At 72.7% G+C, this 26,170-nt stretch carries 21 protein-coding genes and 2 pseudogenes; 11 read left to right on the top strand and 12 right to left on the bottom strand.

Annotation, left to right across the window (positions count from 1 at the left end; translation table 11 throughout):
* Positions 1 to 115: 115 nt before the first annotated feature.
* Genes ACWC9T_RS07055 through ACWC9T_RS07070 form a run of 4 tightly spaced genes read left to right on the top strand, consistent with a single transcriptional unit; the run spans position 116 to position 3,961 of the window.
* Entirely contained in the window at positions 116 to 544 is a 429-nt protein-coding gene (locus ACWC9T_RS07055; RefSeq protein ID WP_449820033.1) for a hypothetical protein, read from the top strand.
* A gap of 14 nt (positions 545 to 558) precedes the next feature.
* Positions 559 to 2,841 carry a hypothetical protein gene (locus ACWC9T_RS07060; protein ID WP_449820034.1) on the top strand — a complete coding sequence of 761 codons (2,283 nt, stop codon included), beginning with the start codon at positions 559 to 561 and terminating at the stop codon, positions 2,839 to 2,841.
* The gene (locus ACWC9T_RS07065; protein ID WP_449820035.1) at positions 2,838 to 3,437 is read left to right on the top strand and encodes a hypothetical protein; all 600 of its coding nucleotides are present in this window, start codon (positions 2,838 to 2,840) and stop codon (positions 3,435 to 3,437) included. The genes ACWC9T_RS07060 and ACWC9T_RS07065 overlap by 4 nt, the downstream gene beginning before the upstream one ends.
* The gene (locus ACWC9T_RS07070) at positions 3,434 to 3,961 is read left to right on the top strand and encodes a hypothetical protein (RefSeq protein WP_449820036.1); all 528 of its coding nucleotides are present in this window, start codon (positions 3,434 to 3,436) and stop codon (positions 3,959 to 3,961) included. Before ACWC9T_RS07065 ends, ACWC9T_RS07070 begins: the two co-directional genes overlap by 4 nt.
* A gap of 28 nt (positions 3,962 to 3,989) precedes the next feature.
* Here the strand turns inward: ACWC9T_RS07070 and ACWC9T_RS07075 are convergent, their stop codons facing one another.
* Entirely contained in the window at positions 3,990 to 4,592 is a 603-nt protein-coding gene (locus tag ACWC9T_RS07075) for a hypothetical protein (protein WP_449820037.1), read from the bottom strand.
* A 107-nt stretch (positions 4,593 to 4,699) separates the two neighbouring features.
* Here ACWC9T_RS07075 and ACWC9T_RS07080 point away from each other — a divergent pair.
* Positions 4,700 to 4,975: pseudogene (locus ACWC9T_RS07080) on the top strand (zinc-binding dehydrogenase); the annotation flags it as partial.
* A 209-nt stretch (positions 4,976 to 5,184) separates the two neighbouring features.
* On the opposite strand, the gene ACWC9T_RS07085 reads toward ACWC9T_RS07080, so the two are convergent.
* Positions 5,185 to 6,072 (bottom strand): LLM class flavin-dependent oxidoreductase, encoded by an 888-nt coding sequence (locus ACWC9T_RS07085; protein ID WP_449820038.1) that lies wholly within the window; start codon positions 6,070 to 6,072, stop codon positions 5,185 to 5,187.
* 854 nt (positions 6,073 to 6,926) lie between these two features.
* Between ACWC9T_RS07085 and ACWC9T_RS07090 the strand changes: the two genes are divergently transcribed.
* Positions 6,927 to 7,115 (top strand): hypothetical protein, encoded by a 189-nt coding sequence (locus ACWC9T_RS07090; protein ID WP_449820039.1) that lies wholly within the window; start codon positions 6,927 to 6,929, stop codon positions 7,113 to 7,115.
* Positions 7,116 to 7,260: 145 nt separating this feature from the next.
* Here the strand turns inward: ACWC9T_RS07090 and ACWC9T_RS07095 are convergent, their stop codons facing one another.
* The 3 genes and pseudogenes from ACWC9T_RS07095 to ACWC9T_RS07105 all read right to left on the bottom strand — a co-directional run.
* Entirely contained in the window at positions 7,261 to 8,370 is a 1,110-nt protein-coding gene (locus ACWC9T_RS07095) for a hypothetical protein (RefSeq protein WP_449820040.1), read from the bottom strand.
* A 40-nt stretch (positions 8,371 to 8,410) separates the two neighbouring features.
* Complete coding sequence (locus ACWC9T_RS07100) at positions 8,411 to 10,084, bottom strand: M48 family metalloprotease (protein ID WP_449820041.1); 1,674 nt, start codon at positions 10,082 to 10,084, stop codon at positions 8,411 to 8,413.
* Between the two features lie 140 nt (positions 10,085 to 10,224).
* Positions 10,225 to 10,350, bottom strand: a pseudogene (locus tag ACWC9T_RS07105) (LLM class flavin-dependent oxidoreductase); the annotation flags it as partial.
* A gap of 620 nt (positions 10,351 to 10,970) precedes the next feature.
* On the opposite strand from ACWC9T_RS07105, the gene ACWC9T_RS07110 reads away from it, so the two are divergent.
* Both ACWC9T_RS07110 and ACWC9T_RS07115 read left to right on the top strand, forming a co-directional pair.
* The gene (locus tag ACWC9T_RS07110; RefSeq protein WP_449820042.1) at positions 10,971 to 11,555 is read left to right on the top strand and encodes a hypothetical protein; all 585 of its coding nucleotides are present in this window, start codon (positions 10,971 to 10,973) and stop codon (positions 11,553 to 11,555) included.
* Positions 11,556 to 11,644: 89 nt separating this feature from the next.
* Positions 11,645 to 12,040 (top strand): hypothetical protein, encoded by a 396-nt coding sequence (locus ACWC9T_RS07115; RefSeq protein WP_449820043.1) that lies wholly within the window; start codon positions 11,645 to 11,647, stop codon positions 12,038 to 12,040.
* A gap of 280 nt (positions 12,041 to 12,320) precedes the next feature.
* Here the strand turns inward: ACWC9T_RS07115 and ACWC9T_RS07120 are convergent, their stop codons facing one another.
* The 3 genes from ACWC9T_RS07120 to ACWC9T_RS07130 all read right to left on the bottom strand — a co-directional run bounded on the left by ACWC9T_RS07120 (position 12,321) and on the right by ACWC9T_RS07130 (position 15,593).
* Positions 12,321 to 12,758 (bottom strand): ester cyclase, encoded by a 438-nt coding sequence (locus tag ACWC9T_RS07120; protein ID WP_449820044.1) that lies wholly within the window; start codon positions 12,756 to 12,758, stop codon positions 12,321 to 12,323.
* Positions 12,759 to 12,972: 214 nt separating this feature from the next.
* Positions 12,973 to 14,316 carry a carotenoid oxygenase family protein gene (locus ACWC9T_RS07125; protein WP_449820045.1) on the bottom strand — a complete coding sequence of 448 codons (1,344 nt, stop codon included), beginning with the start codon at positions 14,314 to 14,316 and terminating at the stop codon, positions 12,973 to 12,975.
* The gene (locus ACWC9T_RS07130; RefSeq protein ID WP_449820046.1) at positions 14,313 to 15,593 is read right to left on the bottom strand and encodes an MFS transporter; all 1,281 of its coding nucleotides are present in this window, start codon (positions 15,591 to 15,593) and stop codon (positions 14,313 to 14,315) included. The genes ACWC9T_RS07125 and ACWC9T_RS07130 overlap by 4 nt, the downstream gene beginning before the upstream one ends.
* 152 nt (positions 15,594 to 15,745) lie before the next feature.
* Between ACWC9T_RS07130 and ACWC9T_RS07135 the strand changes: the two genes are divergently transcribed.
* Positions 15,746 to 18,409 (top strand): ATP-binding protein, encoded by a 2,664-nt coding sequence (locus ACWC9T_RS07135; RefSeq protein ID WP_449820047.1) that lies wholly within the window; start codon positions 15,746 to 15,748, stop codon positions 18,407 to 18,409.
* On the opposite strand, the gene ACWC9T_RS07140 is transcribed toward ACWC9T_RS07135, so the two are convergent.
* On the bottom strand, positions 18,371 to 18,745 hold the full coding sequence (locus tag ACWC9T_RS07140) for a DUF2255 family protein (RefSeq protein WP_449820048.1): 375 nt from the start codon (positions 18,743 to 18,745) through the stop codon (positions 18,371 to 18,373). The genes ACWC9T_RS07135 and ACWC9T_RS07140 overlap by 39 nt on opposite strands.
* A 107-nt stretch (positions 18,746 to 18,852) precedes the next feature.
* On the opposite strand from ACWC9T_RS07140, the gene ACWC9T_RS07145 reads away from it, so the two are divergent.
* A complete protein-coding gene (locus ACWC9T_RS07145) occupies positions 18,853 to 19,116 on the top strand; it encodes a hypothetical protein (protein ID WP_449820049.1) in 264 nt (87 codons plus the stop codon).
* A 130-nt stretch (positions 19,117 to 19,246) separates the two neighbouring features.
* On the opposite strand, the gene ACWC9T_RS07150 is transcribed toward ACWC9T_RS07145, so the two are convergent.
* On the bottom strand, positions 19,247 to 19,453 hold the full coding sequence (locus ACWC9T_RS07150; protein ID WP_449820050.1) for a hypothetical protein: 207 nt from the start codon (positions 19,451 to 19,453) through the stop codon (positions 19,247 to 19,249).
* Positions 19,454 to 19,617: 164 nt separating this feature from the next.
* On the opposite strand from ACWC9T_RS07150, the gene ACWC9T_RS07155 reads away from it, so the two are divergent.
* Positions 19,618 to 20,460, top strand: coding sequence for an HAD family hydrolase (locus ACWC9T_RS07155; protein WP_449820051.1), 843 nt, complete (start codon positions 19,618 to 19,620; stop codon positions 20,458 to 20,460).
* A 234-nt stretch (positions 20,461 to 20,694) separates the two neighbouring features.
* Here the strand turns inward: ACWC9T_RS07155 and ACWC9T_RS07160 are convergent, their stop codons facing one another.
* Both ACWC9T_RS07160 and cydD read right to left on the bottom strand, forming a co-directional pair.
* A complete protein-coding gene (locus ACWC9T_RS07160; RefSeq protein WP_449820052.1) occupies positions 20,695 to 22,503 on the bottom strand; it encodes a GAF domain-containing protein in 1,809 nt (602 codons plus the stop codon).
* 48 nt (positions 22,504 to 22,551) lie between these two features.
* Positions 22,552 to 26,169, bottom strand: coding sequence for a thiol reductant ABC exporter subunit CydD (gene cydD / locus ACWC9T_RS07165; protein ID WP_449820053.1), 3,618 nt, complete (start codon positions 26,167 to 26,169; stop codon positions 22,552 to 22,554).
* Position 26,170 lies beyond the last annotated feature (1 nt).

The following is a 26,170-nucleotide window of genomic DNA, read 5'->3' on the forward strand; positions in this document are numbered from 1 at the left end:
GGCGCACCCCCGGCCACCCGGTGCGGCCCACCGCGCACCGTACCCGGCCGGCCCCGGAGCGCAGCCGGTCGCTCCGCCCACGCGGTGTGCCTCCGCACGGAGGGGGACGATCGACGTGTCTGATCGGGCGACCGCGTTCGACCGGATGATGAACCCATGGGCCTACGACGCGGACGGCAACCTGACCGCCCGGGCCCGGGCCCAGGAAGCGGCCCGCACCCAGCTGAACTCGGCCCAGGGGCCGGGCGGGGGCGCCGGCTTCAGCGCCGACACGAACGCGCTGACCACCGCCGGGAACAACTCCGACCAGATCCACGCCCGCCTCAACACCGACGGCCGGGCCGCCGAAGAGGCCACCGCCAAGGTCTCCACCTCGCTCGCCAACTGGAGCACCGGCAAGGCCGCCCAGGGCGCCGCCACCGCCTGGGACCAGTGCGTCGCCGCCCTCGGCAGCACCATCGGGCAGACCACCCAGGCCCTGCATGGCAGCGCCGCCAACTACCAGCGCAACGAGTCGGCCGTGAAGTCCGACATGGGCGCCTGAGGGGACGGACGGACATGGTCGACTTCCACGAGCTCAGCAACGCCGAGTTCGACTCCCTGGAGAGCGCCGCCACCGCCTGGGAGCAGGTCGCCCTCAAGCTCAGGTCGATGGACCAGGACTGGGACAGCACCGTCATCGCCAAGGTGAACTCCGCCTGCTGGAGCGGCCCTTCGGCCGACCTGGCGAGACCCGGGCTGCAGCGAACCAACGAGCAGCTGAGCGCCGCCGCGACGGAGGCGAACGCGCTCGCCTCGATCTTCAAGGACGCCGCGGGCGAGTTCCAGGCGGCGAAGACCAAGCTGGAGAAGGCGGTTGCGGACGCGCGGACGGACGGACTGACCGTCACCGGCGACGGCACGGTGAGCTGGCCCCCGGCCGACAACGCCACTCGGCACGACCCCGAGGGCTACCGGGACTACCAGAAGGAGTACGGCGACAAGGCCCTGGCCGCCCGCAAGGCGATCGACGCGGCCGTCGCCGAGGCCACCGCCACCGACGAGCGGATCGCCTTCGCACTGCGCTCCGACACCGGTACCGACCAGCAGAAGTCCTTCAACGGCAACGCCATCGGCGGCGGCCCCGAGGCGGACGGCAAGCGCGCTGCCCAGCTCGCGGCCAAGGGCGGGAGCATCACCGACCCCGAACTCACCGAGCTGAACTCGCTGTTGGCGGCCAACTCCGGGGAAGCGAAGTTCGCGACCAAGTTCTACCAGGACCTCGGCCCGGACGGCCTGATCAAGTCCTGGAACAGCATGGTCGGCGACCCGGCGCACCCCGTCGACCCCAAGGGCCCGCGCTGGCAGGCCTACCAGGACCTGCAGAGGAACCTCGGGCTCAACCTGGCCACCGCGACCCGCAGCAGCAACGAGCCGCACCTGTCGGACGAATGGGCGGCCGCGCTGCGCAAGGCGGGCGCGGAGAAGCAGTGGGACAAGCCGTACCGGGCCTCCGGCCTGGACTACCAGCCGTACGGCTACCAGGTACTCTCCGGCATCCTGATGAACGGCGACTACGACGCCAAGTTCATCAACCCGATCGCCGAGCACGTCACCCAGCTCGACACCCAGGACAAGTACTGGCCGGCCCCGCCGCCCGGCTCCAAGGTGCACGGCTTCAACCTGATCGGGGGCGACGAGGCGGGCTCCGGTTTCCGGCCCACCACCGCGATCCTGGAGGCGCTCGCGCACAGCCCGGAGGCGTCCACCACGTTCTTCACCGAGCAGCCGACCGCGTACCACGAGGACGGCACGGTCAACCCCAGCGGCGAGGCCAAGCCGACCAGTTACTTCAACTACTACGTGCACGAGAAGGACTGGATACCGGACACCAGCTCCCGGGACTCGAAGGTCTGGGACGCGAGCAAGCAGGCCGGCCCGGCCGCCCTCGGCCACGCCCTGGAGGCCGCCACCACCGGCCACCCGTACGACGAGCCGGCCGCCGGGCCGCCCGCCAGGCACACCGCCGAGCAGGCCGACCTGATGCGGAAGGTCGTGGACACCTTCGGCACCCACGGCGGCGAAGGGGTACTGGACGACGTCAAGGGGGACGGCAGGTTCTCCCCGCTGCGGGGAAGCCTCGGGCGCATGAGCGCGGAGTACATCGGGGACGTGCAGAACGCCCTCGCGTTCACCGACAAGCTGCCGGTCAACGGTGCTCCGGCCCGTCTCAACGCCTCACACGTGGCGGGGCTGATGGACGCGATCGGCCGCGACCCGGAGGCCTACGGTGCGGTGGCCAACGCCAACCAGGCGTACACCACCGCCGTCGTCCGCGGTCACATCGAGAACGGCCAGACCGACTTCGCCCGGCTGAACGCGGACATCGGCAACATCACCCACGCGGGCGGGATCGTCAGCGGCTACCTCAACGAGGCCCGGGTCGACGAGGTGCATTACAAGCACGCCGCCTCCGACAAGGAGTTCAACGAGGCGCTGGAGAAGAACGTCGGCTATGCCAAGGACGTCTTCAACAGCACCATCGGCCTGGTGACCGAGAAGATCCCGTTCGCCGGTGAGGCCGCCGGCATGTTGGCCGATGAGATCGCCGACAGCGTGATCAAGGCCAACGAGCGCGACACCACCGAGGACGGCCGCCAGGAGGCACGTGACTACTCCGCCGCCGCCCAGGAGCAGGTGGTACGGGGTGCCAAGAACGCTGTCGAAGACGCCGGCCGCTCTGCCGGCCTCAGCACCGCCGACATCACTCTGATCTCCGAGAGCGCCGGGACCAACGTGCTCACCGGATACACCACGGGCGTCACGAACAACCACTCCGCCAACGCGAAGGGCGGCGCGTGAGAGGGCTCGCGGCCCGGTGGGCCCGGCTCCTGGCGAACCGGTGGGCGGGGCGCCTCCACGGCCCGTGGCTGCTGCCGGGCGTGCTGATCGTCGCGGTGTCGGCGGCCGGCTTCGTCGGGTACCGGGACTGGCAGGGCCACCGCCCGGCCGAGGCTCCCGGCCGGTCCGCCCACCTCTGCCGCCTGCCCACCGGGGCCGACACCCCGCTCGGGCAGCTGCTGCCGCCCGGCGCGCAGGACGCCGAGGAACGGACCCAGGCCGACTTCGCCAGGGACGGCCGACGAACCTGCAGCATCCGGGTGGACGGGCGCAAGGTGCTCACGATCACGGCGGACCTGCGCGACGGGCAACTCGCCCTCACCTCCGCGAACGCCAAGCGTCCGGACGCGCACCCCCTCGACGTTCCCGGCCTGTCCGTGGCCTGGCCGGGCGGCTCCGCGGCAGCCCGGACCTGCATGACCGGGCGGAGCGGCTACGTCGAGCTGGAGGTCGACGCCGGGGAGGCGGCCCGCGCCGACGGCGGCGACGGCCAAGCCGCCCTCGAACGGCTCGCCAGGGCCGCGCTGGTCACGATGGCGAAGGAGCTCTGCCAGTGAGGCACCCCAGAGCTGTGATCGCGGGCGGAGCCGCCCTGGTCCTCGGCGGCGGCCTGCTCGGCTGGCACGTGTACCTCGACCACACCGCGTACCGTCCGCCGGCCGTCACCCTGTCGCACGGCGAGTGCCTGGGCCTGCTCGACGACCCGGAGGTCGCCGAGCTGCTGGGCGGCGCTCCCCGGGTCTACGCGGAGACGGACTACCGGACGGCGAACGGGACCACCACGCCGTCCGTGCGGTGCTCGGTCAACGGGAAGGGCGGGCGGCTGCTGATCGCGGAAGTCTCGTCCGGATACGTCCGCTCCGGCGGCGACAGCGTCGGGGCGGTCAGCTTCGGATGCTCGCTGGACGGCAGGGGCTCGGGCTACCGGGCCGTCGTCAAGCTCACCGACAAGAACGGAGCGCTCTTCGAGGATGGGCCCGGCCGCGAGCGGATGGGCGAGCTGGCGAGCGGCTTCGCCAAGCGGGCTGCCGAGAAGCAGCTGGGCTGCGCCGACGGCGCCGAGCAGCTCGACGTGCTGTGAGCGGCCCGGCGCCGTACCCGGCGCCACGTCAGGAGCTGGGACGCTCCCACATCTCGACCACCTTGCCGGAGGCATCGATCGACACCTTGTAGGCGCCGGTCGAGCAGGGGTACGAGCCCTTCTGGTTGCCCGGCGTGGCGATGCACTCGTTGATGTGCTTCGCCAGGTCGGCCGCGTTGACGTCCTTCGGCGCGGCCACGACCGACCGGAGGTGGGCCTTGACGGTCGGGGCGAACTGCGCGGTCTTCTCGGCGCCCACCGCCTCGAAGTTGACGTCGTCGACGCCGCAGGCGTCCTTGGTGTCCTTGTAGACCAGGGCCGTCGCGCTGGTGCCCTTCACCGGGTAGATCCACTTCTGCCCGGCGGGCAGCGGTTCGTGGGTGCAGAAGCCCTCCGGGCCGCCGTCGGTGGGCTTGCCGGTCGGGGCCGGCTTGGCCGTGCCGGTGGCCGGGGCGGCGGTCGGCGAGCCGGCGCCGCCGGTGGCGGGCGCGGCGGTGGCGGGCGCGGCGGTGGCGGTGGCGGCGGTGCCGCCCGCGCCCTGGTCCGACGAGTCGTCCGGGCCGCAGGCCGCCAGGCCGAACGCGGCGGTGGTGACCAGAGCGGCGGCGAGCAGCCTCCTGGAAGCAGACATGACGAAAGACCCCCCGTTTAACGCATGATCAGATGCAGGTGCGGCGGAAAGACTAGCGCCTCACTCCCACACCCTCCCCGGACCACCGCCCGTCAGGCCCGGACAAGGCGGCCTTCGCCAAGCAGCTCGGCGCGGACGACGCGATCGTGGTCGGCTCCACCCCGGGCGCGCGGCCGGCCGACGCCGGGGGCGCCGACATCGTGCTCGCCACCTCCACCTCCGCCGCCCAGGTCTCCGACGTCGTGTCGGACCTGCGCCCCGAGGGGCGGCTGGTCACCATGGGCGTCACCGACGGCCCGCTGGTGATCCAGGACCTCACCACCCCGCTGTTCAAGCAGTGCTCGATCAAGGGCAGCACCCACAACAACCGCTCCGACCTGGTCGAGGCGCTCAACCCGGTGGCCGCCGGCAAGGTCCGCCCGATCACCGAGACCTCCCGCTGGACAGGGTCCACGACGCCTTCGCCCGGGTGGAGTCCGGCAAGGTCCGCTTCCGCGCCGTGCTGCGGATCCCGCAGGGCTGAGGTCTCCGCCGGCGGCTCCAGGTGGGTCGTGGTCGCCGTCCACCCGGAGCCGCCGCGGCGGAGTACGGCTCAACCCAGTTGCGCCAGGCCCTCGGTGGCGATCTTCTCGAAGACGGCGAGGTCGTTCTCGAAGATCGACTCCGGGACGGGCCAGTGGATCACCAGCTCGGTGATGCCCAGCTCCTGGTACCTGCCCGCCCAGTCGACGAAGGCGTCCAGTGACTGCAGCGGCTGCTCCGCGGTCGAGCCCTGGAGCAGCATCTTCTCCAGCGTCGCGACGTCCCGGCCCTTCACCTCGCAGGCCACCGTCAGCTTCTCGATCTGCTTGGCGATCACCTCGGGCGCCTGCTCCACCGGCACGTCCGCCGGGCCGCGCGGGTCGCCGTACGTCACCCAGCCCTGGCCGTACTCGGCGGCCAGCCTCAACCCGCGCGGGCCGGTCGCGGCGACGTAGAACGGCACCCGCGGGGTCTGCACGCAGCCGGGGACGTTCCGGGCCTCGACCGCCGAGTAGTAGGTGCCCTCACGGGTGGTGGCATCGTTGCGCAGCAGCTCGTCCAGCAGCGGCAGGAACTCGCCGAACCGGTCCGCCCGCTCCTTCGGCGACCAGGCCTCCTGGCCCATCGCGGTGGCGTCGAAGCCGGTGCCGCCGGCGCCGATGCCGAGCGTCAGTCGTCCACCGGACACGTCGTCCAGCGTGACCAGCTCCTTCGCCAGCGTCACCGGGTGGCGGAAGTTCGGCGAAGTTACGAGCGTGCCGAGCCGGATCCGCTCGGTCGCCGTCGCGGCAGCCGTCAGCGTCGGGACCGAACCGAACCACGGCTCGTCCCGGAAGCTCCGCCAGGAGAGGTGGTCATAGGTGTACGCGGCGTGGAACCCGAGGTCCTCGGCCCGCCGCCAGATCTTCTGCCCCTCGCTCCACCGGTGGATGGGGAGGATCACCGTGCTCAGTCGCATACCACCGACCCTACGGTAGCCGTCAGCGGCCAGCGCCCTCTGACTTGACGACCTCTTTGTCCCGAATGAAGCTCGAAGGCGGTGATCTTCTGGTTCGGGAGCGCATTCAGGGCCTGCTCGTCGGGGCCTCAGTTCAGGAACGAGTCAGGGATTAGGACACGACCGCCGGTGCGGACCGGCCCCCTCTTGGATTCAACGCTGCAGCCAGCTCAGCAGGGTCGTCGCCGTGAACACCGTGCCCGACGCCAGACAGACCGCGCGCGGGGTCAGCCACCTCGGGCCTTCCAGGGGCTGGGACTGCGGGACCGGAACCAGCAGCGCGTCTGCGAAGGCTTGGGCGGTCGGCGGTCGGCGGTCGGTCCGCCGGGTCGACGGACATCGCGGCCCGTAGCAGCAGGGCGACGTTCGGTGGGAGCTCCGTTCCGGCTGGGAGCGCCGGCAGCGTCGAGGCGGTCGGCTGGTCGGTCATCAGGGCTGCGGCGCGTCCGCCCGGGCCGAACGGCTTCTGCCCGGTCAGCAGCTCGTACGCCACGACGGCCAGCGCGTACACGTCGGCCCTCCCGTCGAACCCGCCGGTGTGAACGGCGGTCCCGCGGCGGGCGGCGGCCACGCCGTCGTCCGGCCCCGGTCCGCCGTCGCCGCCCTGGTGGCAGCCGCCGCGCTCGGGCTGGCGACCGGCCGATTCGTCCTGCCACCGCCCCCCCGGCGCTACCGCGCACCCGGCAACGGGGTCGGGTGCCGCGGTCGGCGGGGCATCCCAGGGCGCGTCCGCTCTCGCGACGCCCGGCGTGTCCGGCCCGACGCCCGCGTCCTCGGCCTCCGGCTCCGCCTCGCCGACCGGGGCGACCGGGCCGGTGACGATCGCGAACCTTCTGGAACCCGCGGCGTTCAGCCCGGACGTCGGCATCGGGCGGATCCACGTCACCGACCGGTACGGCGACGGGGTTTACGGCAACGCGGCCTGCTCCGGCGAGAAGACCCCCACTCAGCCCCGGGGAGGGCCCGATGCCCACTTCCGCGGACTGATGACCAGCCCCCCGTAGCCGAGGACGGAAGTTCGCCAGGGCACGGCGCGTGCCGCGCCAGCCCGACCATCCGTAGCCGCGAACGCCCGGTCCGGGGCTCGCCGCCGGAGGGACTTCCGCCCGTACAGCGGTGGTCGCCTCCGGCGGGCTCAGCCGACCCGTCTCAGACCTGCGGTACCGGCGGCCGGCCAGCGTCCTCCCAGCCCACCGCGGACCGGGCGCGGCAGCTGCCGAACGGCTTGAGTCGGTCGCCGTAGTAGCTCCACGGGACGGCTCCGCAGTACGGGCCGATCAGCTGGAACTGCTGCACGGCCTCGGCGAACCGGCCGACGCCCTCCAGGGAGTACGCGAGGATGTGCCGGACCTCCGGCAACCGGTGGTGCCCCACTGGCGCGTTGACCACCGCGCGGTAGGCGGCATCCACCGCGGCGGCCGTGGCGGGCAGCCGGTAGATCTCATCACTGCCGTCACGGTTCTCCTGCTCGAATATGGCGAACAGTGGCAGCGCAACCAGCAGGTCCCCGGGCGGCGCCGACGCGGCGGCCTGCCGGGCGAACTCGTGCATCAGCTCGTGCGAGCCACGCCACTTGGCACACCAGTACTGCAGGGCGGAGCGGTGCGCGGCGAAGTGGTGCGGCGCGCGCGCGACGATCTCGGCCCACAGCGCCTGGAAGCGCTCGTGCGACCAGCCCAGGCCCATGGCGATCGAGATCTGGGCGATGTACGGGCCCGGGTCGGCCGGCGCGAGTTCGGCGGCCCAGCGGCAGGCGGCCTCCGAGTCGGCGAGCACCCGGTGGAAGGCGTCGAACTGCTCGCGCGTCGTGTGCTGGGCGCCCTTGGCGCCGCGCAGCTTTCCGGCCAGTGTCACCAGGGCATCCGCGTGCACCAGGGCGGCGCTCGGATCGTTCGGACGTGCGGCCTGCCATGCCTTGACGAAGGCGTCGTCCTCGGACGCGGCGTCGGAGAGGTAGCCGAGTCGGCGCCACCGCAAGTCCCAGTCGGTGCCGGCCGCGTCGAGGTAGGCAGCGGCCGTCTGCCAGTCCCCGGCCAGCGCGGCCGCCCGCACGGCCTCACCCTCGGGGTCCGCAGTGGCCCGGGTGGTGTCGATCTCGTTGCCGGGGGCGAAGCCGTAGTCGGCGTTGTTGATCGTGCGCACGCCACTGGCCGGGGCGGGTGCGGCGGCACGCTGGGCGCGACGGGACTTGCGGTAGGCCGATACCGCGGCGATGGCTATGACACCGGTGCCACCGCCGAGAGTGCTGAGAAGGTCCATGATGCGGTCAGTTTCTGTTAGCAGGGGATGATGCTGATGATCAGCGGGGGGCCAGGGGGAGGTTGAGGCCGGCATCTGCCAGCAACGTGCGCAGCGGCTGTCCGTCCGGGGTGTCCGTGACCAAGGCGTCGACCGCGGCGGGCAGCCCCTGGGCCAGGGCGTCGGGCAGCCGCAGCCGCATCGGCTGGGCCCAGGAGACGTCCCAGCCGGCCAACCCGGCGTCAACCAGCGCGATCAGGACCAGGTCGGACAACGCGGTCCGCAGCACCGGGCGGGTGAACTCGCGGGCGACCCGGCCCACGGCGGCCTCGGCCTGCGGGCTCTTCGGCAACCGGTCGGCGATCTCCCAGATCGGACCGGCCGTCAACTCGGCCAGCAGGGCGAAGGCCGGCAGGTCCACGCCGACGGCCCGGCGCAGTGCGTCCGCGCCCGGAGCGTGCCGAGCTCGGCCGGCCCACAGGGCCAGCTCCGGCCAGTCCAGTCGGCGCATGGCGGCGGACTCCGGCGGGAGGATGACGGCCTCGACCCGTGCGATGGTCTCCTCGGGGAGGGCCAGCAGACCCAGGGCAGGTCCGGAGCGGGCCGGCGGGCGTCCGTCCGACGGCAGGGCCTCGATGGCGGCGATCCGAGCAGCGAGCGGCGGGTGGGAGTCGTACGGGTGCTGCTCGGCTTCGGGCACCTCCAGCGCCAGCCGGGCAAGTTCCTCTTGACGCGCCGGTTCGGCCAGCAGGTGGGCCAGGCCGCCGTAGACCTGCCCGGGAAACGGAAGCAGCCCGTCCTCCCAGCCGATCATCGCGTAACGGTCCAGGTAGTAGTCCAGCACCGAGTCGAGCACCGGGAGTCGGCGCAGGGCGGATGCCGTCGCGTCACGGCCGGCGAGCTCGACCGCGGCGAGGTCGGCGGCGAGTTCCTGCCGACGGCTCACCGCGCCGGAGACGGTGAGGTACAGCGTGGCGTACGCCGTGAAGATCCGGGCCAACACCTGGTCGACGCCGCCGGACGCCTCCGGGGTCCGTACCCGCTTGCCCTTGGCACGCCGCTCCGCCGCCAGCGCCGCGAGCTCGGCGGACCGTGCGGCCTTGTTCCGGGCGGCACGCCCGCGCAGTGCACCGACGGTGTGCACGACTGCCCGCTGACCCGCATAGGTCAGTCCACCCAGTCGGGTGTCCCGGTTGCCGAAGTGGCCCAACTCGTGGGCGATCACCGCGTCGAGTTCCGCCTCGCTGAAGCCGATCAGCAGCGGGATCCCGAGCTCCATCCGCCTTCGCCCGGGCAGCAGACCCAACAGCCGGACGTCCTCGCAGACCAGGGCGTTGGCCTCCGCAATGAGTCTCACCTCGTCCGGCCCACGGGTGCCGGACGCCTTCGCCAACTGCCGTACCCGCGCCCACAGGGCCGGTTGCTCGGCCGGGCTGACCGACAGCCCAGGCGGTGGCTCCGTGTCGGATCCGCGACGGGTGAGGAACACCGCGCGCAGCACCGGGTACGCGAGGACCGCGCTCAACGCGTAGACCTTGAGCCCGCCAAGGCCGAAGGGATGCGCCGAGTTCACCGCGAGTAGTACGTCGACGGCGAGCAGACCGCCGATGATACCGAGGGCCAACAGGTAGAAGCCGGCCAGCAGCGCCAGAGCCAGCAGGCCTCGTACGAAAAATCCCGTGGTGGCGGGCGGTAGGTGGGTAGGAGCACTGGGGGCCCGCGGGGCAGTGCGCATGGTGGTACTTCCTCGCCGGGACCGGACAGTTCCTTGGACCGCAGACACGGAGTGTCACGATCGGCGGTGATCGTATCCGCCGGGCATTTCCGTTGGAAACCGGCCCTCACGGGACAGGTGGCGTGGATCGGCGCAGGTCAGACCGAGATGGGTGAACGAGGCTTGACCGAGGTCACGAGGGTACCCACGCGCATACTCCGCGTAGCCGTCGCGGCGGCCGTCAGCGTCGGGATCGCCCCGAACCACGGCTCGTCGCGAAAGCGTCTCGGCGTTGGCCCAGTGCAGGTCGTCCAGCAGCACGGCCAACGGCCGCTCGCGGGCCACCGCCGCGAGCCACTGCGACACCGTGCGGTTCAGGCGGAACCGGCCGACGGCCACGTCCTTTCTTTCGATGCGATCGGCGCCTACCAACTGCTGTACGACGCAGCGCGCAAGGCGCTGGTCGCGGTTCCGGAGAACCAGGGGCTGCGACCGACCAGCCGAGGCGGCCACATGCACCCATTCGGCGGCTGGCCGGGGCCGGCGCCATGACCGTAGTTCGGGGAACCGGGTTGCTCAGTCAGGTCGTCGAGCGCGGCTGTGTCGTCTCAAGCGGAAACGCGAACTCGCCCGGAGCGCGGGGCCGTCGTCCCTGACGGTCGGCGGGGGGAGGGTCGTCGTGGACCTCGCGTAGGACGTAGTAGGCGCGGGCGAGGAGCTTGCGGACCACCGCGCCGACGGACCACGCTCCGGCCGCATCACCACTGGCTCTACGACATCGTGACCCGTTCGGACCTCGCCGAACCGCCAAGAGATGCGGCGGGTGGGGCGCGAGCTGAGGATGGCCAGGGCGGGTGGCGAAGGCGCCAGGATCCCCGCTCCAGATCACCCATCCGAAAGGGAAATCATGAGTCCGATCACGGAAAGCCCCACCCACGAACAGGCCACGGAAAGCCCTACCCACGAACAGGTTGGGGCCCAGGATGTCCTGCTGGCCGCGTTGTTGGCCGGTCGCGGGGAGCGCGGCGAGGAGGGCGGCGAGAACGTCATCGAGCACCCGCTCCTGCTCGCCGCACTGGCGCGCCGCGGCGACCGTGAAGAGCACGGCGAGAGCATCATCCAGAACCCGCTCCTGCTCGCCGCACTGATGCAGCGCCGCGGTGACCGTGAAGAGCACGGCGAGAGCATCATCCAGCACCCGCTCCTGCTCGCCGCACTGATGCAGCGCCGCAGCGAGCGCGGCGAGAGCATCATCCAGCACCCGCTCCTGCTCGCCGCACTGATGCAGCGCCGCGGCGAGCGCGGCGAGAGCATCATCCAGCACCCGCTCCTGCTCGCCGCACTGATGCAGCGCCGCAGCGAGCGCGGCGAGAGCATCATCCAGCACCCGCTCCTGCTCGCCGCACTGATGCAGCGCCGCGGCGACCGTGAAGAGCACGGCGAGAGCATCATCCAGCACCCGCTCCTGCTCGCCGCACTGATGCGCCGCTAGGAGCACGCTTATCCATCTGCTTGAAGGGCCTGCGCCCCAGTCCGGGGCGCAGGCCCTGCACCGGCAACCAAGGACTTGAGGAGAGCATCATGGCAGCCGAGCGCGGCGAAGAACCGGAGCGGGATCCGGTACAGGCCTTCATTGACGAAGCCTTCGAGGAGATGATGCGGGAGATCAGAATTCCGCATAAGACATCGGCGAAGTACGGCACGGATCCGATGGCCTCGGCTCTGGTCGAAGCGGCCGCAGCCGCGTTGTCGCAACCCGCCTCTTCCCGGACGTCCGACCTGGAAAGGGTGCTGTTCGCGCAGGCCCTCGCCACCGCACTGGCGGACGCGCTCGCGCCCGCACTGGCGCAGGCACTGTCCGTGGAAATCATGAAGGTTCTCGATCGCCAGGCCACCTCCGAAACCGGCGACAAGGAGTTCACCGAAAGCTCCCACGGCACTCGTGGTTCAGACGAGAAAGAAGCCCGCAAGAGTTGAGCCGCTGAAGAGAACGGCCGAGCCCCCGGCCCGCCCCCGCGCGGAGGACGACAGGTTGCCTCGCATCGTTCAGCAGTCCGCCCGCTTCGCCGCCCAGGGTGCCGCCGGCACCTGGTTGGAGCGGAGCCTGTGCCGAGGTGCCACCCGAGCCCGAACCTGTGGACGGTCTGCCGGGGTCCCCAACCTCCGCCGTTCCGCCGCCTCCACAAGGCCCGGCCTCCGTCGGCGGGGCTTGGCGCAGACCGTCGGCCACGGCCTCCTCGTCCGGGCTGCGCGCTGTTCAGGACAGTTCACAGAAACCGAGTTGCTGCACGAACAGCAGGCTGTCGGCGTTGGCCCAGTACTCGGCGAGCATGCCGTCCTTGATCAGCAGGGTGTCGGTGCCGGTGAAGTGGACGCGATTGCCCACGGCGTCGTCGGACGCGCCCGGGAAGCCTCCGGCGTAGGTGCCTTCGGCTGCCCAGCGGACCACCAGGTAGTCGTCAGTGGCGATCGGGCCGACCGTGATCTCGAAGCTGAGGTCGCGCAGGATGGTGTGAATGCCGGCAACCCAGCCGTTCAGGCCCTCCCGGCCGTGCACGGTGTCGTCGCCAGAGCCGGTGATGGGGGCGGCGTGCGCGACGAAGTCAGGGGCGATGATCTTGTCGGTCTGGGACAGGTCGTTGTTCCACAGGTCCTTCCACGGCTCGGCGAGCAGGGCGTTGGCGGAAGCGGACATGGCAGTTCTCCTTCGTGGCGATGGGTTTCTTGCAGGACATGCGGCGCGCGGTCTTTGCCGTTCGCCACAGGCTGTGGAGTGCCGAGACCGGCTGCGGCTCCGGTGCGCCTGTCGGCGCCCTGGCGGAGTTGCTGCTGACGCGGCTGCTGCGGTGGCGTTGGAGCCCGAGCCGCCGCTGCCGGGGATCAGCGGCGGGCCGGGCGGCTGGGGTGGGTCAGGCCGGCAGTTCGGCGTCGGGGATCCAGTGGCCGTGGATGCCGGCGGGCACCCTGCGGGGGAGTTCGACGGCGGCCACGGTGCTCAGGTCGCTCGCGTCCAGGACGAGCAGCTCCGAGGTGTCGGCCTTGACGTCGCTGACGATGGTGAGCAGGTAGCCGTCGTCCTCGGCGGTCCCGCCCTCGGCGGGCGCGAAGACGGCCTCGCCGGGCATCCGGCCCTCGCCGTGTGCAAGCAGCTTCTGCCCGCCGGTCCGTGAGTCCAGCTTGACGGTGTGGTAGCCGGACAGGCCCGCGCCGGGAAAGGCGATGGCGTAGCTGTAGCGGTAGTCCGAGCCGGTGTGGGCGTCGTTGATCGACGGGAACTCGGTGACCAGGTCGTTGAGAGACTCTGTGGTGACCGTGCCCTTGGCCGGTTCGATGATCCAGCGGTGGAAGGTCGAGCCGGTGGCGGGGCTGGTGCCGTAGCCGGGAGCGCCGACCCACCACTTCCACGAGCTCTCCCAGGCCGAACGGTCGAAGCACGGTGCTTCGAGAACGATCCGGCCCCGCGTGTCGGTGTAGGCGTTGGTGACGTGCAACAGCGCTGCCTGGTCGGCCACTTCGAACCAGGTGGTCCTGCCCCCGGCGCGCGGCATCACACCGATGCGCAGCGGGACGTCGTCGTGCCAGCGGTAGGGAATGCCGGAGTGCTCGGCGTGGTCGAAGACCACCGGCGAGTTGATGAAGACGACGTGCTCGCGGGTGATGGCGAAGTCGTGCATGAGCGAGGGGCCGGAGCCGTCGACGATCTCCGACCTGACGATGTCGCCGGAGGCGTCGGCCACGTAGTAGGTCAGGTACGGCGGGAAGGGGCTGTAGCTGAAGAAGTGCAGCTCACCGGTCTCCGGGTCCTCTTTGGGGTGGGCGGTCATCGCGCTGGTGAGCTTGCCGCCGAAGTCGTGGACGCCGATGGTGTCGAGGTCGGCGCTGACCTCCCAGGGCAGGTTGGCCTCCTGCAGGGCCAGATAGCGGCCCCCGTGGAAGATGATGTTGGTGGCGGCGGCGCTGACCGCGAGCTCGGTTCCGGTGAACGGCACGCCGTCCAGGAAGGGGGTGCGAACCCAGCGGTTGCGGTACCACTCGGCCCGGCCGCCGGTGAGGCGGACTCCGTGGATCATGCCCTCGCCGCGGAACCAGTGGGTGGGGGTGATGCCCGGCTTGGGATTGTGACCGTTGCGGAAGTAGCGGCCGTTCAGCTCGGGCGGGAGGGTGCCGCGCACTTTCAGCTCGTGGCCGGTGATCTCGTCGGTGACGGGGGTGAAGTGGCCGCTGGTGTACGGCTTGTCCAAGGTCATGGTCATGCCTTTCGCGTCGAGAGAGCCGAGATGAGCAAGGTCACGGCGGCGCAGGCCAGGAAGGCCGCGCCGGAGGAGGGGAGCAGGGTCAGGAAGGACAGGCCGATGGCTCCGCCGATCTGCCGGGTGGCGTTCACCAGCCCGCCGGCCAGACCGTTGTCGGCAGCCGGGACGCCCGTGGAGGACATCGCGGTGAGCCGGACGAACGCCACCCCCAGCCCGGTGCCGATGAGGAGCGTCGGACCGAGCAGGTCCACCAGGAACGTGCCGTCGGCCGGAGTTCGGGACAGCCAGGCCAGTCCGGCCGCAAGGACCAGCAGGCCCACGGGGAGCACAAGGCGGCCGGAGACTCTGCCGGTGGCCCACGACGAGAGGGTGATCACGAGGGCGAGGGGAAGCTGGGTCAGCCCGGCCTCCAAGGGCGAGTAGCCAAGGGCGCGTTGCTGGTAGAGGGGCAGGAAGTAGAACAGGCCGAGCCAGACCGCGCCCAGCAGAGCCATCAGCAGGTTGGGCACCGCCACCACGCTCATGCGCGCTGGCAGGAGCGGGTCGGCGGTTTGGCGCTGGAGCACCACGAACAGGCCGAGCAGCACCAGACCGATCACGGCCAGCGGCCAAGGCCCTGACAGGCCGTAGGTGAGCGCGACCAGCCCGGCCGTCACCGTCACGGCGCCCGGTGCGTCCAGGCTTCCGCCGCGCGGCCGGCCGGCGCCGACCAGCAGCCAGGTGGCCACCAGGACGGCCAGGGCGAGGGGCACCATCACGACGAACACCGCGCGCCAGCCGTACAGGCTGGTGAGCAGCCCGCCCAGCAGCACGCCCGCCGCCCCGCCGGCCCCGGAGACCGCGCCCCACACGCCGAGCGCGGTGCCACGCCGCTCCCTGTCGGGATAGATCGTCAGCACGAGGGCCAGCGCCGTGGGCGCCAGCAGCGCGGCGCCGATTCCCTGCACTGCCCGGCAGGTGATCAGCACGATCGCCGTGGGCGCCAGTGCCGCGCCCAGCGAGGAGAGTGCGAACAGGCCGATGCCGAGCAGAAACACGCGGCGAAGGCCGTATACGTCGCCTGCGCGCCCGCCCGGCAGCAACAGCGCGCCGAAGGCCAGTACGTAGGCGTTGACCGTCCACGCCTGGCCGGTGTCGGACAGTTCGAGCCCGGCCCGGATCTGGGGCAGGACGACGTTGACGATCGACGTGCTCAGCACGACCAGGAACTGGGCCGTGGCCAGAACCGCCAGCGATGTCCAGCCGGTGGCGGTCGGTTGCTCTGCGGTGCGGGTCATGGCTAGACACTCGCAGCAGGCGCCCACCGCTCGCGTCGGTAGTCATTGCCTATACGGGACGGCTTCCGGGTCGCCTGTACGGGGACGGCTTCCGGGTCGCTGAAGCCTGTTCCGGATTCCCCTGCGGTGCGCAACCGCATAGGTTCTCGGACATGCCCGAGACATACACGGACGAGCTGATCGGCCGTCATGACGAGATGCGGCGGCTCGACGCCCTGCTCCAAGCGGCGCGGGAGAGCCGAGGCGGCGCCCTGGTCCTGCGCGGTGAGGCGGGCATCGGCAAGAGCGTGCTGCTGCGGCACCTGGACGAGGCCGCGACCGGATTCCTCGTCGTGCGGGCGTCCGGCGCGGAGTTCGAGACGGAGCTGCCGTTCGCCGCGCTGCACCAGTTGCTCGCACCCGTCACCGACCGGCTGACGGCGTTGCCCCCGCCGCACCGCAAGGCGCTGGAGATCGCTTTCGGCCTCGACACCGGCACACCCGATCCGTTCCTTGTCGGCGTCGCGTCGCTGGGACTCCTGACGGAGACCGGGCGGGAACGCCCGCTGCTGTGCGTCGTCGACGACGCACAGTGGCTGGACCGGGCGTCGGCCAAGGCGCTGGCCTTCCTCGCCCGCCGGGTCTCGGCCGAGTCGATCGCCCTCGTGTTCGCGGTGCGCGAGCCGAGCCGCCTGCCCGAGCTGGACGAACTGCCCGGCCATTCGCTTCAGGGCCTCGGCGAATCGGATGCCCGCGCGCTGCTGGCCGCGGCGGTCCGCGCCCCGTTGGACGAGCGGGTGCGCGACCGCATCCTGGCCGAGGCGCGCGGAAATCCCCTCGCGCTGGTGGAGCTTCCCAGGACCGCCGGACTCGCCGGGATGGCGGGCGGATTCGCCCAGCCCGACTCGGTACCCGCAGTGATCGAGCAGAGCTTCCGGTCCCGGCTGGAACTCCTGCCGCCAGCGGCCCGGCTGCTGGTGACCGTCGCCGCCGCCGACCCGATCGGCGACCCCGGCCTGCTGTGGCGCGCGGCCGAATTCCTGGGCATCGACGCGGCCGCCGCCGCGGAGTCCTGCGCGCTGGTCGAGTTCGGCACCCGGATCCGATTCAGCCACCCCCTCGCCCGCTCGGCCGCCTACCGCGCCGCGACGCCGCGGGAGCGGCGCAGGGCGCACGAGGCGCTGGCTGCCGTGACCGACCCGGTCGCGGACCCCGACCGGCGGGCCTGGCATCGCGCCCAGGCCAGTGCCGGTCCGGACGAGCAGGTCGCCGCCGAGCTCGAAGCCTCCGCCACCCGCGCCCGGATGCGTGGCGGTGTCGCGGCCGCGGCGGCCTTCCTCGAACGCTCGGCCGCGCTCACCGTCAGCCCGGCGCAACGCGCCGAGCGGGTCCTGGCCGCGGCCGAGGCCAAGCTCTCGGTGGGCGAGTTCGACACGGCGGCGGAACTGCTCACCACCGTGGCGACCGACGATCCGGGCCGGGCCGCCAGGGCCGACCTGCTCCGCGGCAGGCTGTCGTTCGTCCGCCGCCGCGGGGACGAAGGCCCCACGGCCCACCTCCTGCGCGCCGCCGCCCGGCTCGCCGTCACCGACCCGGCCTGGTCGCAGGAGTGCTATCTCGACGCCGCCGAGATGGGCCTTCTGCTCGGCGCCCTCGACCAGGTGGTGGAGGCCGTCAGGAAGACCCCGCCGTCGGGTGAGCCGGATTCCTCGGCGGCGGCGGTGCTGACCGGCCTGATCAACCTGGTCAGCGACGGGCATCGGGCGGCGGGGGAGAGCCTCAGGCCGGTCGTCGACGACGCCGACGGCGAGATGTGGGCCAGGCGGCCGTCACTGGGCTTCATGGTGGCCACCGAGCTGTGGAACATCGAGGCCATGCACGGCATCGCCACGCGTGCCGTCGCGGCCGGGCGGGAGTCTGGTTCCTTCCACGCGCTGCCCATCGGACTGGCCATGCGGGCCACCGTGACCGCGCACACCGGCGACTTCGGTGCCGCGATGGAGCTGATCTCCGAGGAGGAGGCGATCGCCGACGCCACCGGCGCGGCACCGTTGGTCTATCCACGCCTCCACCTGGTCGCGCTGCGCGGGCGGCGCAAGGAGGCCGTCGAACTGTTCGCGTCGGTGGACCACCGGATGAGCCTGAGTGTGCACTGGGCGACGGCCGTGCTCAGCAATGGCCTGGCCGACTACCCGGCCGCGCTGAAGGCGGCGAGGGAAGCGGTCGAGTACGGCGCCGTCGGCACGGCAGGCCTTGCCCTGCCCGAGCTGGTCGAGGCGGCCGTGCGGTGCGGCGAGACCGAGGTCGCCGCCGCGGCCCTCGCGTCCCTCCAAGAACGCACGCGGGCGGGCCGGCACGCGTGGGGTCTCGGCGTCGAGGCCTGTGCGCGGGCCCTGGTGACCGAGGACGAGTCCGCCTACGAGGAGGCGATCGCCCTGCTCGACGGCAGCGCACTGGTCGTCTACCGCGCCCGGGCACATCTGCTGTACGGGGAGTGGCTGCGCCGCCAGGGCCGACGGCGTGACGCCCGGTCCGCGCTGCGGCTGGCACACGAGTCGCTGTCCGACCTCGGCGTGGAGGCGTTCGCCGAGCGCGCCGCCGGCGAGTTGCGCGCCACGGGCGAGCAGGCCCGCAGCCGCACGTCGAAGGCGTCGGACCAGCTGACGATGCAGGAGGTGCACATCGCACGCCTGGTCGCCAACGGCGCCACCTCCAAGGAGGTGGCGGCGAAGCTGTTCCTCAGCCCCCGGACGGTCGACGCGCACCTGCGCAACATCTTCCGCAAGCTCGGGCTCACCTCACGCAGGCAACTGCGGGACCTGCCCGACATTCGTTAGCCGCATGGTGGTGGCCGCGGCCTCGGGCCCGTTCATCGACTCCACGGGGCCGGGCCAGCTCAACCCGTACTTGGCCCGGTAGGCACCGGAGACGCGCTGGACGAGCTCGGGGTCGTCCACCGGCCGGAGGGTGGCGGACAGCCGGACCCCGGCCACCTCCACCTCCGTGTCCGCATGCCGCAGGACCCGGCGGCACCAGGCACTGCGCCGGCCGAAGGCCGAGCGGACATACGCCTCCCCGTTGAGCACCACCACCCAGACAGTCCTGGCCGACCACCGGCCGTCCGCATGCCGCACCCACAGAACGATCTCCGCGCGATCCATGTAAGCGTTCACGGACCAACTCTCACCGCGGCGGCACTACGTACGCGTCGGTGGTCTTCACCTAGATAGGCGGGCTTCACCGACGCGAGATCGGTGCTCTCGCGACGAGGCTGAGTGTCATGACGACCATCGACACGAAGAAGCCCGAACCCGCAATCGACACCGGGAACAACACGCCCACCCTTGAGGCAGCCACTGGCGCAGAGGCGCTTTCCCACAAGGGCACGAAGAAGAACAAGGGCACGAAGAACAAGGCCCGGCGCCGCGCCGCCAAGGCACTGGCGTACTTCGCCCTGATCTTCTCCGGGCTCCTGGTCCTGGCCGAGCCGTGGCTGCTGATCCCGGTCGTCGCCCTGGTCCTGGCGATCTCCCTCTGGGACTGAACTTGGCGCCACCGGGACGAAAACACCCTTTCGGTGCTTCTGGAGAAGGACGCGACGGTCTGGCCGCCGAGCCAGATCGAGGCGGGCTGGCGCTACTGGGTGCGGCGCACCGAGCGGTGACGCAGGCCGGTCACGGGTGCGGGCGGGTGCGCTGGGCGGGGAGGGCGGGGACCGGGTCCGGGGTGCGGCGGGCGAGTTCGGCGAGGGCGTGGAAGAGGACCTCACCGAGCAGGACCGGTTCGCGGGAGGCGGCGGGCGCGTCCGGCTCGTCCGGGTGGGTGGTGGTGATGGGGCGGCGGGTCGGGGGCGGCTCGTCTCGGAGCTGGCTTGTGGGCATGGCTCTTCCTGCCGACGGGGTGACCGTGATCATTCCTGCCCGTTCGGCCCGCACCGGCACCCCGGACGGGGGCGAATCGGCCGGAAACGGCGCCTGGAGGGCCGGAACCCGTCCGTACGGTCCCGGTTCCGGACGCCGCCCCGGGCGGTGACCCGGCGGCGCCGATGGGTCAAGATGGACCGGTGACCGAACCCCGTACCGCCCCCCGCCTCATCGCCACCGACCTGGACGGCACCCTGCTCTGCGCCGCCGGCACCGTCAGCGATCGCACCGCCGCGGCCCTGGCGGCGGCCGAGGCGGCCGGGATCCAGGTGGTGTTCGTGACCGGGCGGCCGCCGCGCTGGATGCAGCAGGTGAGCCCGCACATCGGCGGCCACGGGGTGGCGATCTGCTCGAACGGCGGCGCGGTCGTGGACGTCCGGCGCGGCGAGCTGGTGGAGTACTTCCCGATGTCGGCCGGGACCACGCTGGCGGTGGTCGAGGCGCTGCGGACCAAGCTGCCCGGCACCGCCTTCGCCTTCGAGTACGCGGACGGGTGGGCCCGCGAGCCCGAGTACGAGGTGCTGATGTGGGGCGACGACATGGTCCGCGCGATCGGCCCGGCCGAGGAGCTGCTGGCGGACGGCGGCCCGGTGCGGGGCCTGTTCAAGCTGCTGGCCAAGCACCCGGACCTCGCCCCGGACACCTTCCTCGCCGAGGCCAGGACGGCCGCCGGGCACCTGGCGGAGATCACCCGCTCCGCGCCGATCCCGCTGCTGGAGATCAGCGCGTCCGGCGTCACCAAGGCCAGCACGTTGGCCCGTTGGTGCGCCGAGCACGGGATCGACCGCAGCGAGGTGGTGGCCTTCGGTGACATGCCGAACGACCTGGAGATGCTGGCCTGGGCCGGCACCGCGTACGCCGTCGCCAACGCGCACCCGCAGGTGCTGGCGGCGGTGCCGCTGCACACCGTGAGCAACGAGCAGGACGGCGTCGCGGCCGTGCTGGAGGAGTTCCTGCCCCGGTAGGACCCAGAATCCCGGTAACTACCCAAGCCGAAACGGCCGTTGACGTAGTCGGAGGTCCGCTGGTCGCGCGGTTCCCGAAGATCTGCTCGGTCGGCCGGGCGCCACTCAGTGGCCATCGGGACGTCTCGACGACACGGCCCTCTCGGGCAGTTCGCGTGCCGGCTGCTTGGCGAGCAGCACCACGAAGCGCCGGAAGGCGTTCCGGCACGTCGCCGCCTCACGGTTGTCGCGTGCCTACGGCCGGGCCGTCCAGCGCACCATCGCCCCCTTCCGGTAGGGCCCGCTCTCGTGCCAGGCGGCCCCGCCGAGTGCCTCCGCGCGCCGGGTCAGGTTGAGCAGTCCGCTGCGACGCCCGCCCGCCGGGATGCCCACCCCGTCGTCGGTCACGGTGAGCAGCACGCCGGGCCGCCCGCCCCGGTCCAGCGACTCGGGGTCGCCGCCGACCGGCCTACCGCCGTCGTCCAGGTGGACGGTCGCGTCGATCTCCACGCCGACCCGGGAGGCCCGCGCGTGCCGGGCCGTGTTGGAGAGCATCTCCCGCAGCGCCGCCAGGAGTTGACGCCCGGTGTTCTCGCCGACCAGGCTCTCCACCGGCCCGACGAAGCTCACCGAGGGTTTGAAGCCGAGCGCCGCCGCGGCCTGGCTGGCCTCCCGCAGCACCCGGGTGCGCAGGGTGTCGGGGGCGTCGCCGTGGTTGTCGTGCTGGAGGGCGTAGATGGTGGTGCGGACCTCCTGGATGGTGGCGTCCAGTTCGTCCACCGCGTTGCCGATGCCGACCTTCACCTCGGGGACGACGGAGCGCCGGGCGGCGCTCTCCAGCATCATCCCGGTGGCGAACAGCCGCTGGATCACCAGGTCGTGGAGGTCTCGGGCGATCCGGTCGCGGTCCTGGAAGACGGCGAGGCGCTGCTGGTCGCGCTGGCCCTCGGCGAGGCGCAGGGCGAGGGCGGCCTGCGAGGCGAAGGTCTCGGCGAGTTGCTTCTCGGAGTCCGTGAACGGCAGCGCCCCGCGCGGGCGCCAGACGCAGAGCCCGCCGAGCACCCGCCCGGCGGCGACCATCGGGACGGCCATGGACGGGCCGAAGCTGCGGGCGAGCCGGATCACCACGGCCGGGTCGCTGGACATGTCGTCCAGATGGACGCTCTCCCCCGCGAGCAGCCGGGCCGCGAAGCTGTCCTTGGGCAGCAGCTCGCCGCGGACGAACTCGGCGGCCTCGCCGGAGGCGTGGGCGACCCGCATCTGGCCATCGCCCTCACCGACCGGACCGGTGGGCAGCAGGATCATGCCGAGCGCGGCGTCCGCCAACTCCCGCACCTGCTCGGCCGCGACGGTCAGCGCGCCCTCGGCCTGCTCGGTGGAGAGCAGCGCGGTGGTGACGGCGGCGGCGCCGGCGATCCAGCGTTCGCGGCGGCGCCCCTCCTCGTACAGCCGGGAGTTCTCGATCGCCACGCCGGCGGCCGCGGCGAGGGCGTGCACCACCTGCTCGTCCTCGGGGGTGAAGGCGCCGCCGCCCTTCTTCTCGGTGAGGTAGAGGTTGCCGAAGACCTCGTCGCGGACCCGGATCGGCACGCCGAGGAAGGTCTTCATCTGCGGGTGGTGCGGCGGGAACCCGGAGGAGCGCGGATCGGCTCCGAGGTCGGCCAGCCGCAGCGGCTCGGGGCGGTCGATGAGCGCGCCGAGGATGCCGCGTCCAGCGGGCAGTTCGCCGATCTCGGCGGCGGTCTCGTCGTCGATGCCGACGTGGATGAAGTCGGCCAGGCCGTGCCCGCCGGGGGCGATCACGCCGAGCGCCGCGTACCGGGCGTCGACCAGTTCGGCGGCACCGGTGGCGATCCGGTGCAGGGTGGCGTGCAGGTCGAGCCCGGCGCCGATGGAGACCACCGCCTCCAGCAGGCGCTGCATCCGGTCGGTGACCGCGGCGGCGGACTGGAGGCGCTCCGCGACCTCGGTGACCAGGGTGTCCAGCCCGAGTGAGGCGATCTCGGGCACCCGATGGGGTGTCGGCTCGGGAGCGTCCTCGGGAAGGTCTGGCGTGGGGTCCATGAAGAAAGCCTAGTTTGTACGGTTTTCAGCCGAAGGAAGACGCAGCTCTTAGAGATGCGCCGGCTCCAGCAGGCCGTCGGCCTCCCGCTCCCGCCGCCACATCGCGTGCAGCCGCCCGTCCGGGTCGGCGACCAGCTCGGACCAGCGGCCGCGCTCGGCCACCCGGCCACCGTCCAGCACCAGCACCTCGTCCACGGTGGCGTCGTCCAACCCGGCGAGCCGGTGGGTGATCAGCACGGTGGTGCGGCCCTCGGTGGCGGCCAGCAGGTCGGTGGTGAGGGCGTCGGCGGTGGGCAGGTCGAGGTGCTCGGCGGGCTCGTCCAGGACGAGTACGGGGAAGTCCGCGAGCAGCGCCCGGGCGAGGGCGAGCCGCTGGCGCTGGCCGCCGGAGAGCCGGGCGCCGTGCTCACCGACCATGGTGTCCAGGCCGCCCGGGAGGCCGTCCGTCCAGTCCAGCAGCCGGGCGGCGGCGAGTGCGGCGCGCAGCTCGGTCTCGTCCGCGCCGGGGCGGGCCAGCCGCAGGTTCTCCCGCAGCGAGCTGTCGAAGACGTGGGCGTCCTGGGCACAGAGGCCGATCACCCGGCGGACGTCCTCGCCCGCGAGCGCGCGACCGTCCACAGCCTGTGGACGACCGGCGGCGAAGGTGACGGACCCGGCGCCGGGCTCCAGGAAGCGCAGCAGCGCCTGGGCAAGGGTGGTCTTGCCGGAGCCGGACGGGCCGACCACGGCGATCCGGCGGCCGGGGGTGAGGTCGAGGTCCACCCCGGCGAGCGCGTCCACGGCCTGCCCGGGGTGCCGTACGGTCAGCCCGCGCACCGCGACGGGCAGCGGCTGCTCGGGCAGCGCGAGCGGCTCGGCGGGGGTGGTGACCGGCGCGGGAGCGTCCAGCAGCTCGTCCAGCCGGGCCCGCGCGGCGCGGCTGCGCTGGCGGGCCTGGACGGCGAGCGGCATCCCGGTGACGGCCTCGAAACCGGCCAGCGGGGTCAGCACCACCAGCGCCAGGCAGACCGGCGCCAGCGCCCCGTCACGCACCCCCTGGATGCCGACGGCCGCCGCGCCCACCACCGTCAGGCCGGTGAGCAGTGCGATCAGCCCGGTGCCGAGCGCGGTGGTGGCGGCCGAGCGGGCAGCCAGCCGGGTCAGCGCGGTGTCGGCGGCGCGGACGGCGGCCAGCCGGCCGGGCAGGGCGCCGGCCACGGTGAGCTCGGCGGTTCCGGTGAAGGCGTCCACCACGGTGGCGGCCAGCTGTCCGCGGGCCGGGGCCTGGCGCCGCTCGGCGCCGGCCGACCAGCGGGCGGCCAGCGCGGGCACCAGCACGCCGGCGAGCAGCAGGCCGAGGCCGAGCACCAGTCCGGCGGCGGGCAGGAAGGCGCCCATCGCCACCGCCGAGGCGAGCGCGACCACGGCGGCGACGGCGGCGGGCAGCCGCCAGCGCAGGTAGTGGTCCTGGATCGCGTCGACGTCGGCGACCAGCCGGGAGAGCAGGTCGCCACGCCGGAAAGCGGGCAGCCCGGCCGGGGCGAGCACGGTCAGCCGCCGGTAGACGGCGGCCCGCAGGGTGCCGAGGGTGCGCAGCACGGCGTCGTGCGAGACCAGCCGCTCGGTGTAGCGGAAGAAGCTGCGGCCGATGCCGAAGGCGCGGACCGCGGTGACGGCCGTCATCAGGTAGAGCACCGGGGGCATCTGGGAGGCCCGGGAGATGAGGTAGCCGGAGGCGGCCATCAGGGCGACGGCGCAGCCGAGGGCGAGCGAGCCGAGCAGGACGGACAGTGCCAGCCGGGGGGCGGCGGGCTCGGTCCCGGGCTCCTCGGGCTCGGCGGGGGCGGGCGTGGGCCGGACTGTGACTCGCCCGCTCGCCTCCGGGCGCTCGGGCCCGGCGCCGACGCTCTTCGCTCCGGCGCTCCCTCCCTCGTCGGTCGCTTGTCGCTCCTCGCTTTCGGCACCGGCGCGCCCTTCGGCTCGGGGCGGGGCCGGGTGGCCGAGCAGGGCGACCGGCTCCGGGGCCGCGACGGCGTCGGGCCCCGCCAGCCGGACCCGCTCGTCCGCGACCGCCAGCAGCGCCGGTCGGTGGGCGACGACCAGCACGGTGCGCGCGGGGTCCTCGGCGAGGGTCCGGACGGCGTCCACGACGGCGGCCTCGGAGCCGCCGTCCAGGTTGGCGGTGGGCTCGTCCAGCAGCACCAGCGGCCGGTCGTCGGCGAGCAGCACCCGGGCGAGCGCGAGGCGCTGGCGCTGTCCGGCGGACAGCCCGGCGCCGTCCTCCCCCAGCCGGGCGTCCAGGTCGGTGACGAAGTCGAGGGCGTGGGCGGCCCGCAGCGCCGTCCACAGCTGGTCGTCGGTCGCCTCGGGGCGGTAGAGCCGCAGGTTCTCGGCGACCGTCCCGGCGAACAGGTGGGGGTGCTGCGGCACCCAGGCGATCTGCCGCCGCCAGCTCTCCGGCTCAAGCTCGGCGAGGTCGTACGCGCGCCCGTCGACGGCGGTGATCCGGACGGTGCCGGCCTCGGGGGTGGTGAGGCCGAGCAGGACGGACAGCAGGGTGGACTTGCCGGCCCCGCTCGGGCCGGTGAGGGCGGTGCTGGAGCCGGGGCGCAGGGTCAGCGCGGCGCCGTCCAGCGCGGGCACGTCGCGCCCGGGGTGGCGCACGGTCAGGCCCTCGGCGGTGATCACGGCGCCGGTGAGCTCGGGGGCGGGGCGGGTACCGGCGGCGGGCAGCGGGGTCTCCAGCACCCGGAAGATCTCGTCGGCGGCGCTCAGGCCCTCGACGCTGGAGTGGTAGAGCGCGCCGACCTGGCGGACCGGGAAGTACACCTCGGGGGCGAGGACGAGGATCAGCAGCCCGGTCTCCAGGTCGAGCGAGCCGTCCACCAGCCGGAAGCCGATGGTGACCGCGACCAGCGCGACGGACAGGGTGGAGAGCAGCTCCAGCGCGAAGGAGGAGATGAAGGCGATCCGCAGGGTGCGCAGGGTGGCGCGGCGGTAGTCGGCGGTGATCCGGGCGATGGTGGCGGCCTGGGCGCGGGCCCGGTTGAACACCTTGAGGGTGGGCAGGCCGGCGACCACGTCGAGGAAGTGGTGGGAGAGCCGGGCCAGGGTGTCCCACTGGCGGTCCATCCGGGACTGGGTGGCCATCCCGATCAGCACCATGAACAGCGGGATCAGCGGCAGCGTCCCGGCGATGATCGCGGCCGAGGTGAAGTCGGCGCCGGCGATCCGCAGCAGCACGATCACCGGGACGACCACGGCGAGGGCCAGCTGCGGCAGGTAGCGGGCGAAGTAGTCGTCGAGGGCGTCGATGCCGCGGGTGGCGAGGGTGGTGAGTTCGCCGGTGCGCCGGCCCGCCAGGTAGGACGGGCCGAGCGCGGTGGCGTGGTCGAGCAGCCTGCGTCGCAGGGTGGACTTCACCCGGGCGACGGAGCGGTGCGCGGTGAGCTCGGTGAGCCAGCCGACCAGCCCGCGCCCGGCCGCCGTCAGGGCGAGCAGCACCAGCGGGGTGGTCAGTTCGCCGAGGGTGGCGCCGCGCTGGAAGCCGCGGACGACGATCTCGGCGATCAGGCTCGCCTGGGCGACCACCAGGGCCGCGCCCGCCCCGCCGAGGAGCACGGATCCGGCGAGGAAGGCACGGGTGGTGCGGGCGTACCCGAGGAGTCGGGGGTCGACCGGCTTCACG

This window comes from Kitasatospora sp. NPDC001159 (genome assembly GCF_053598235.1).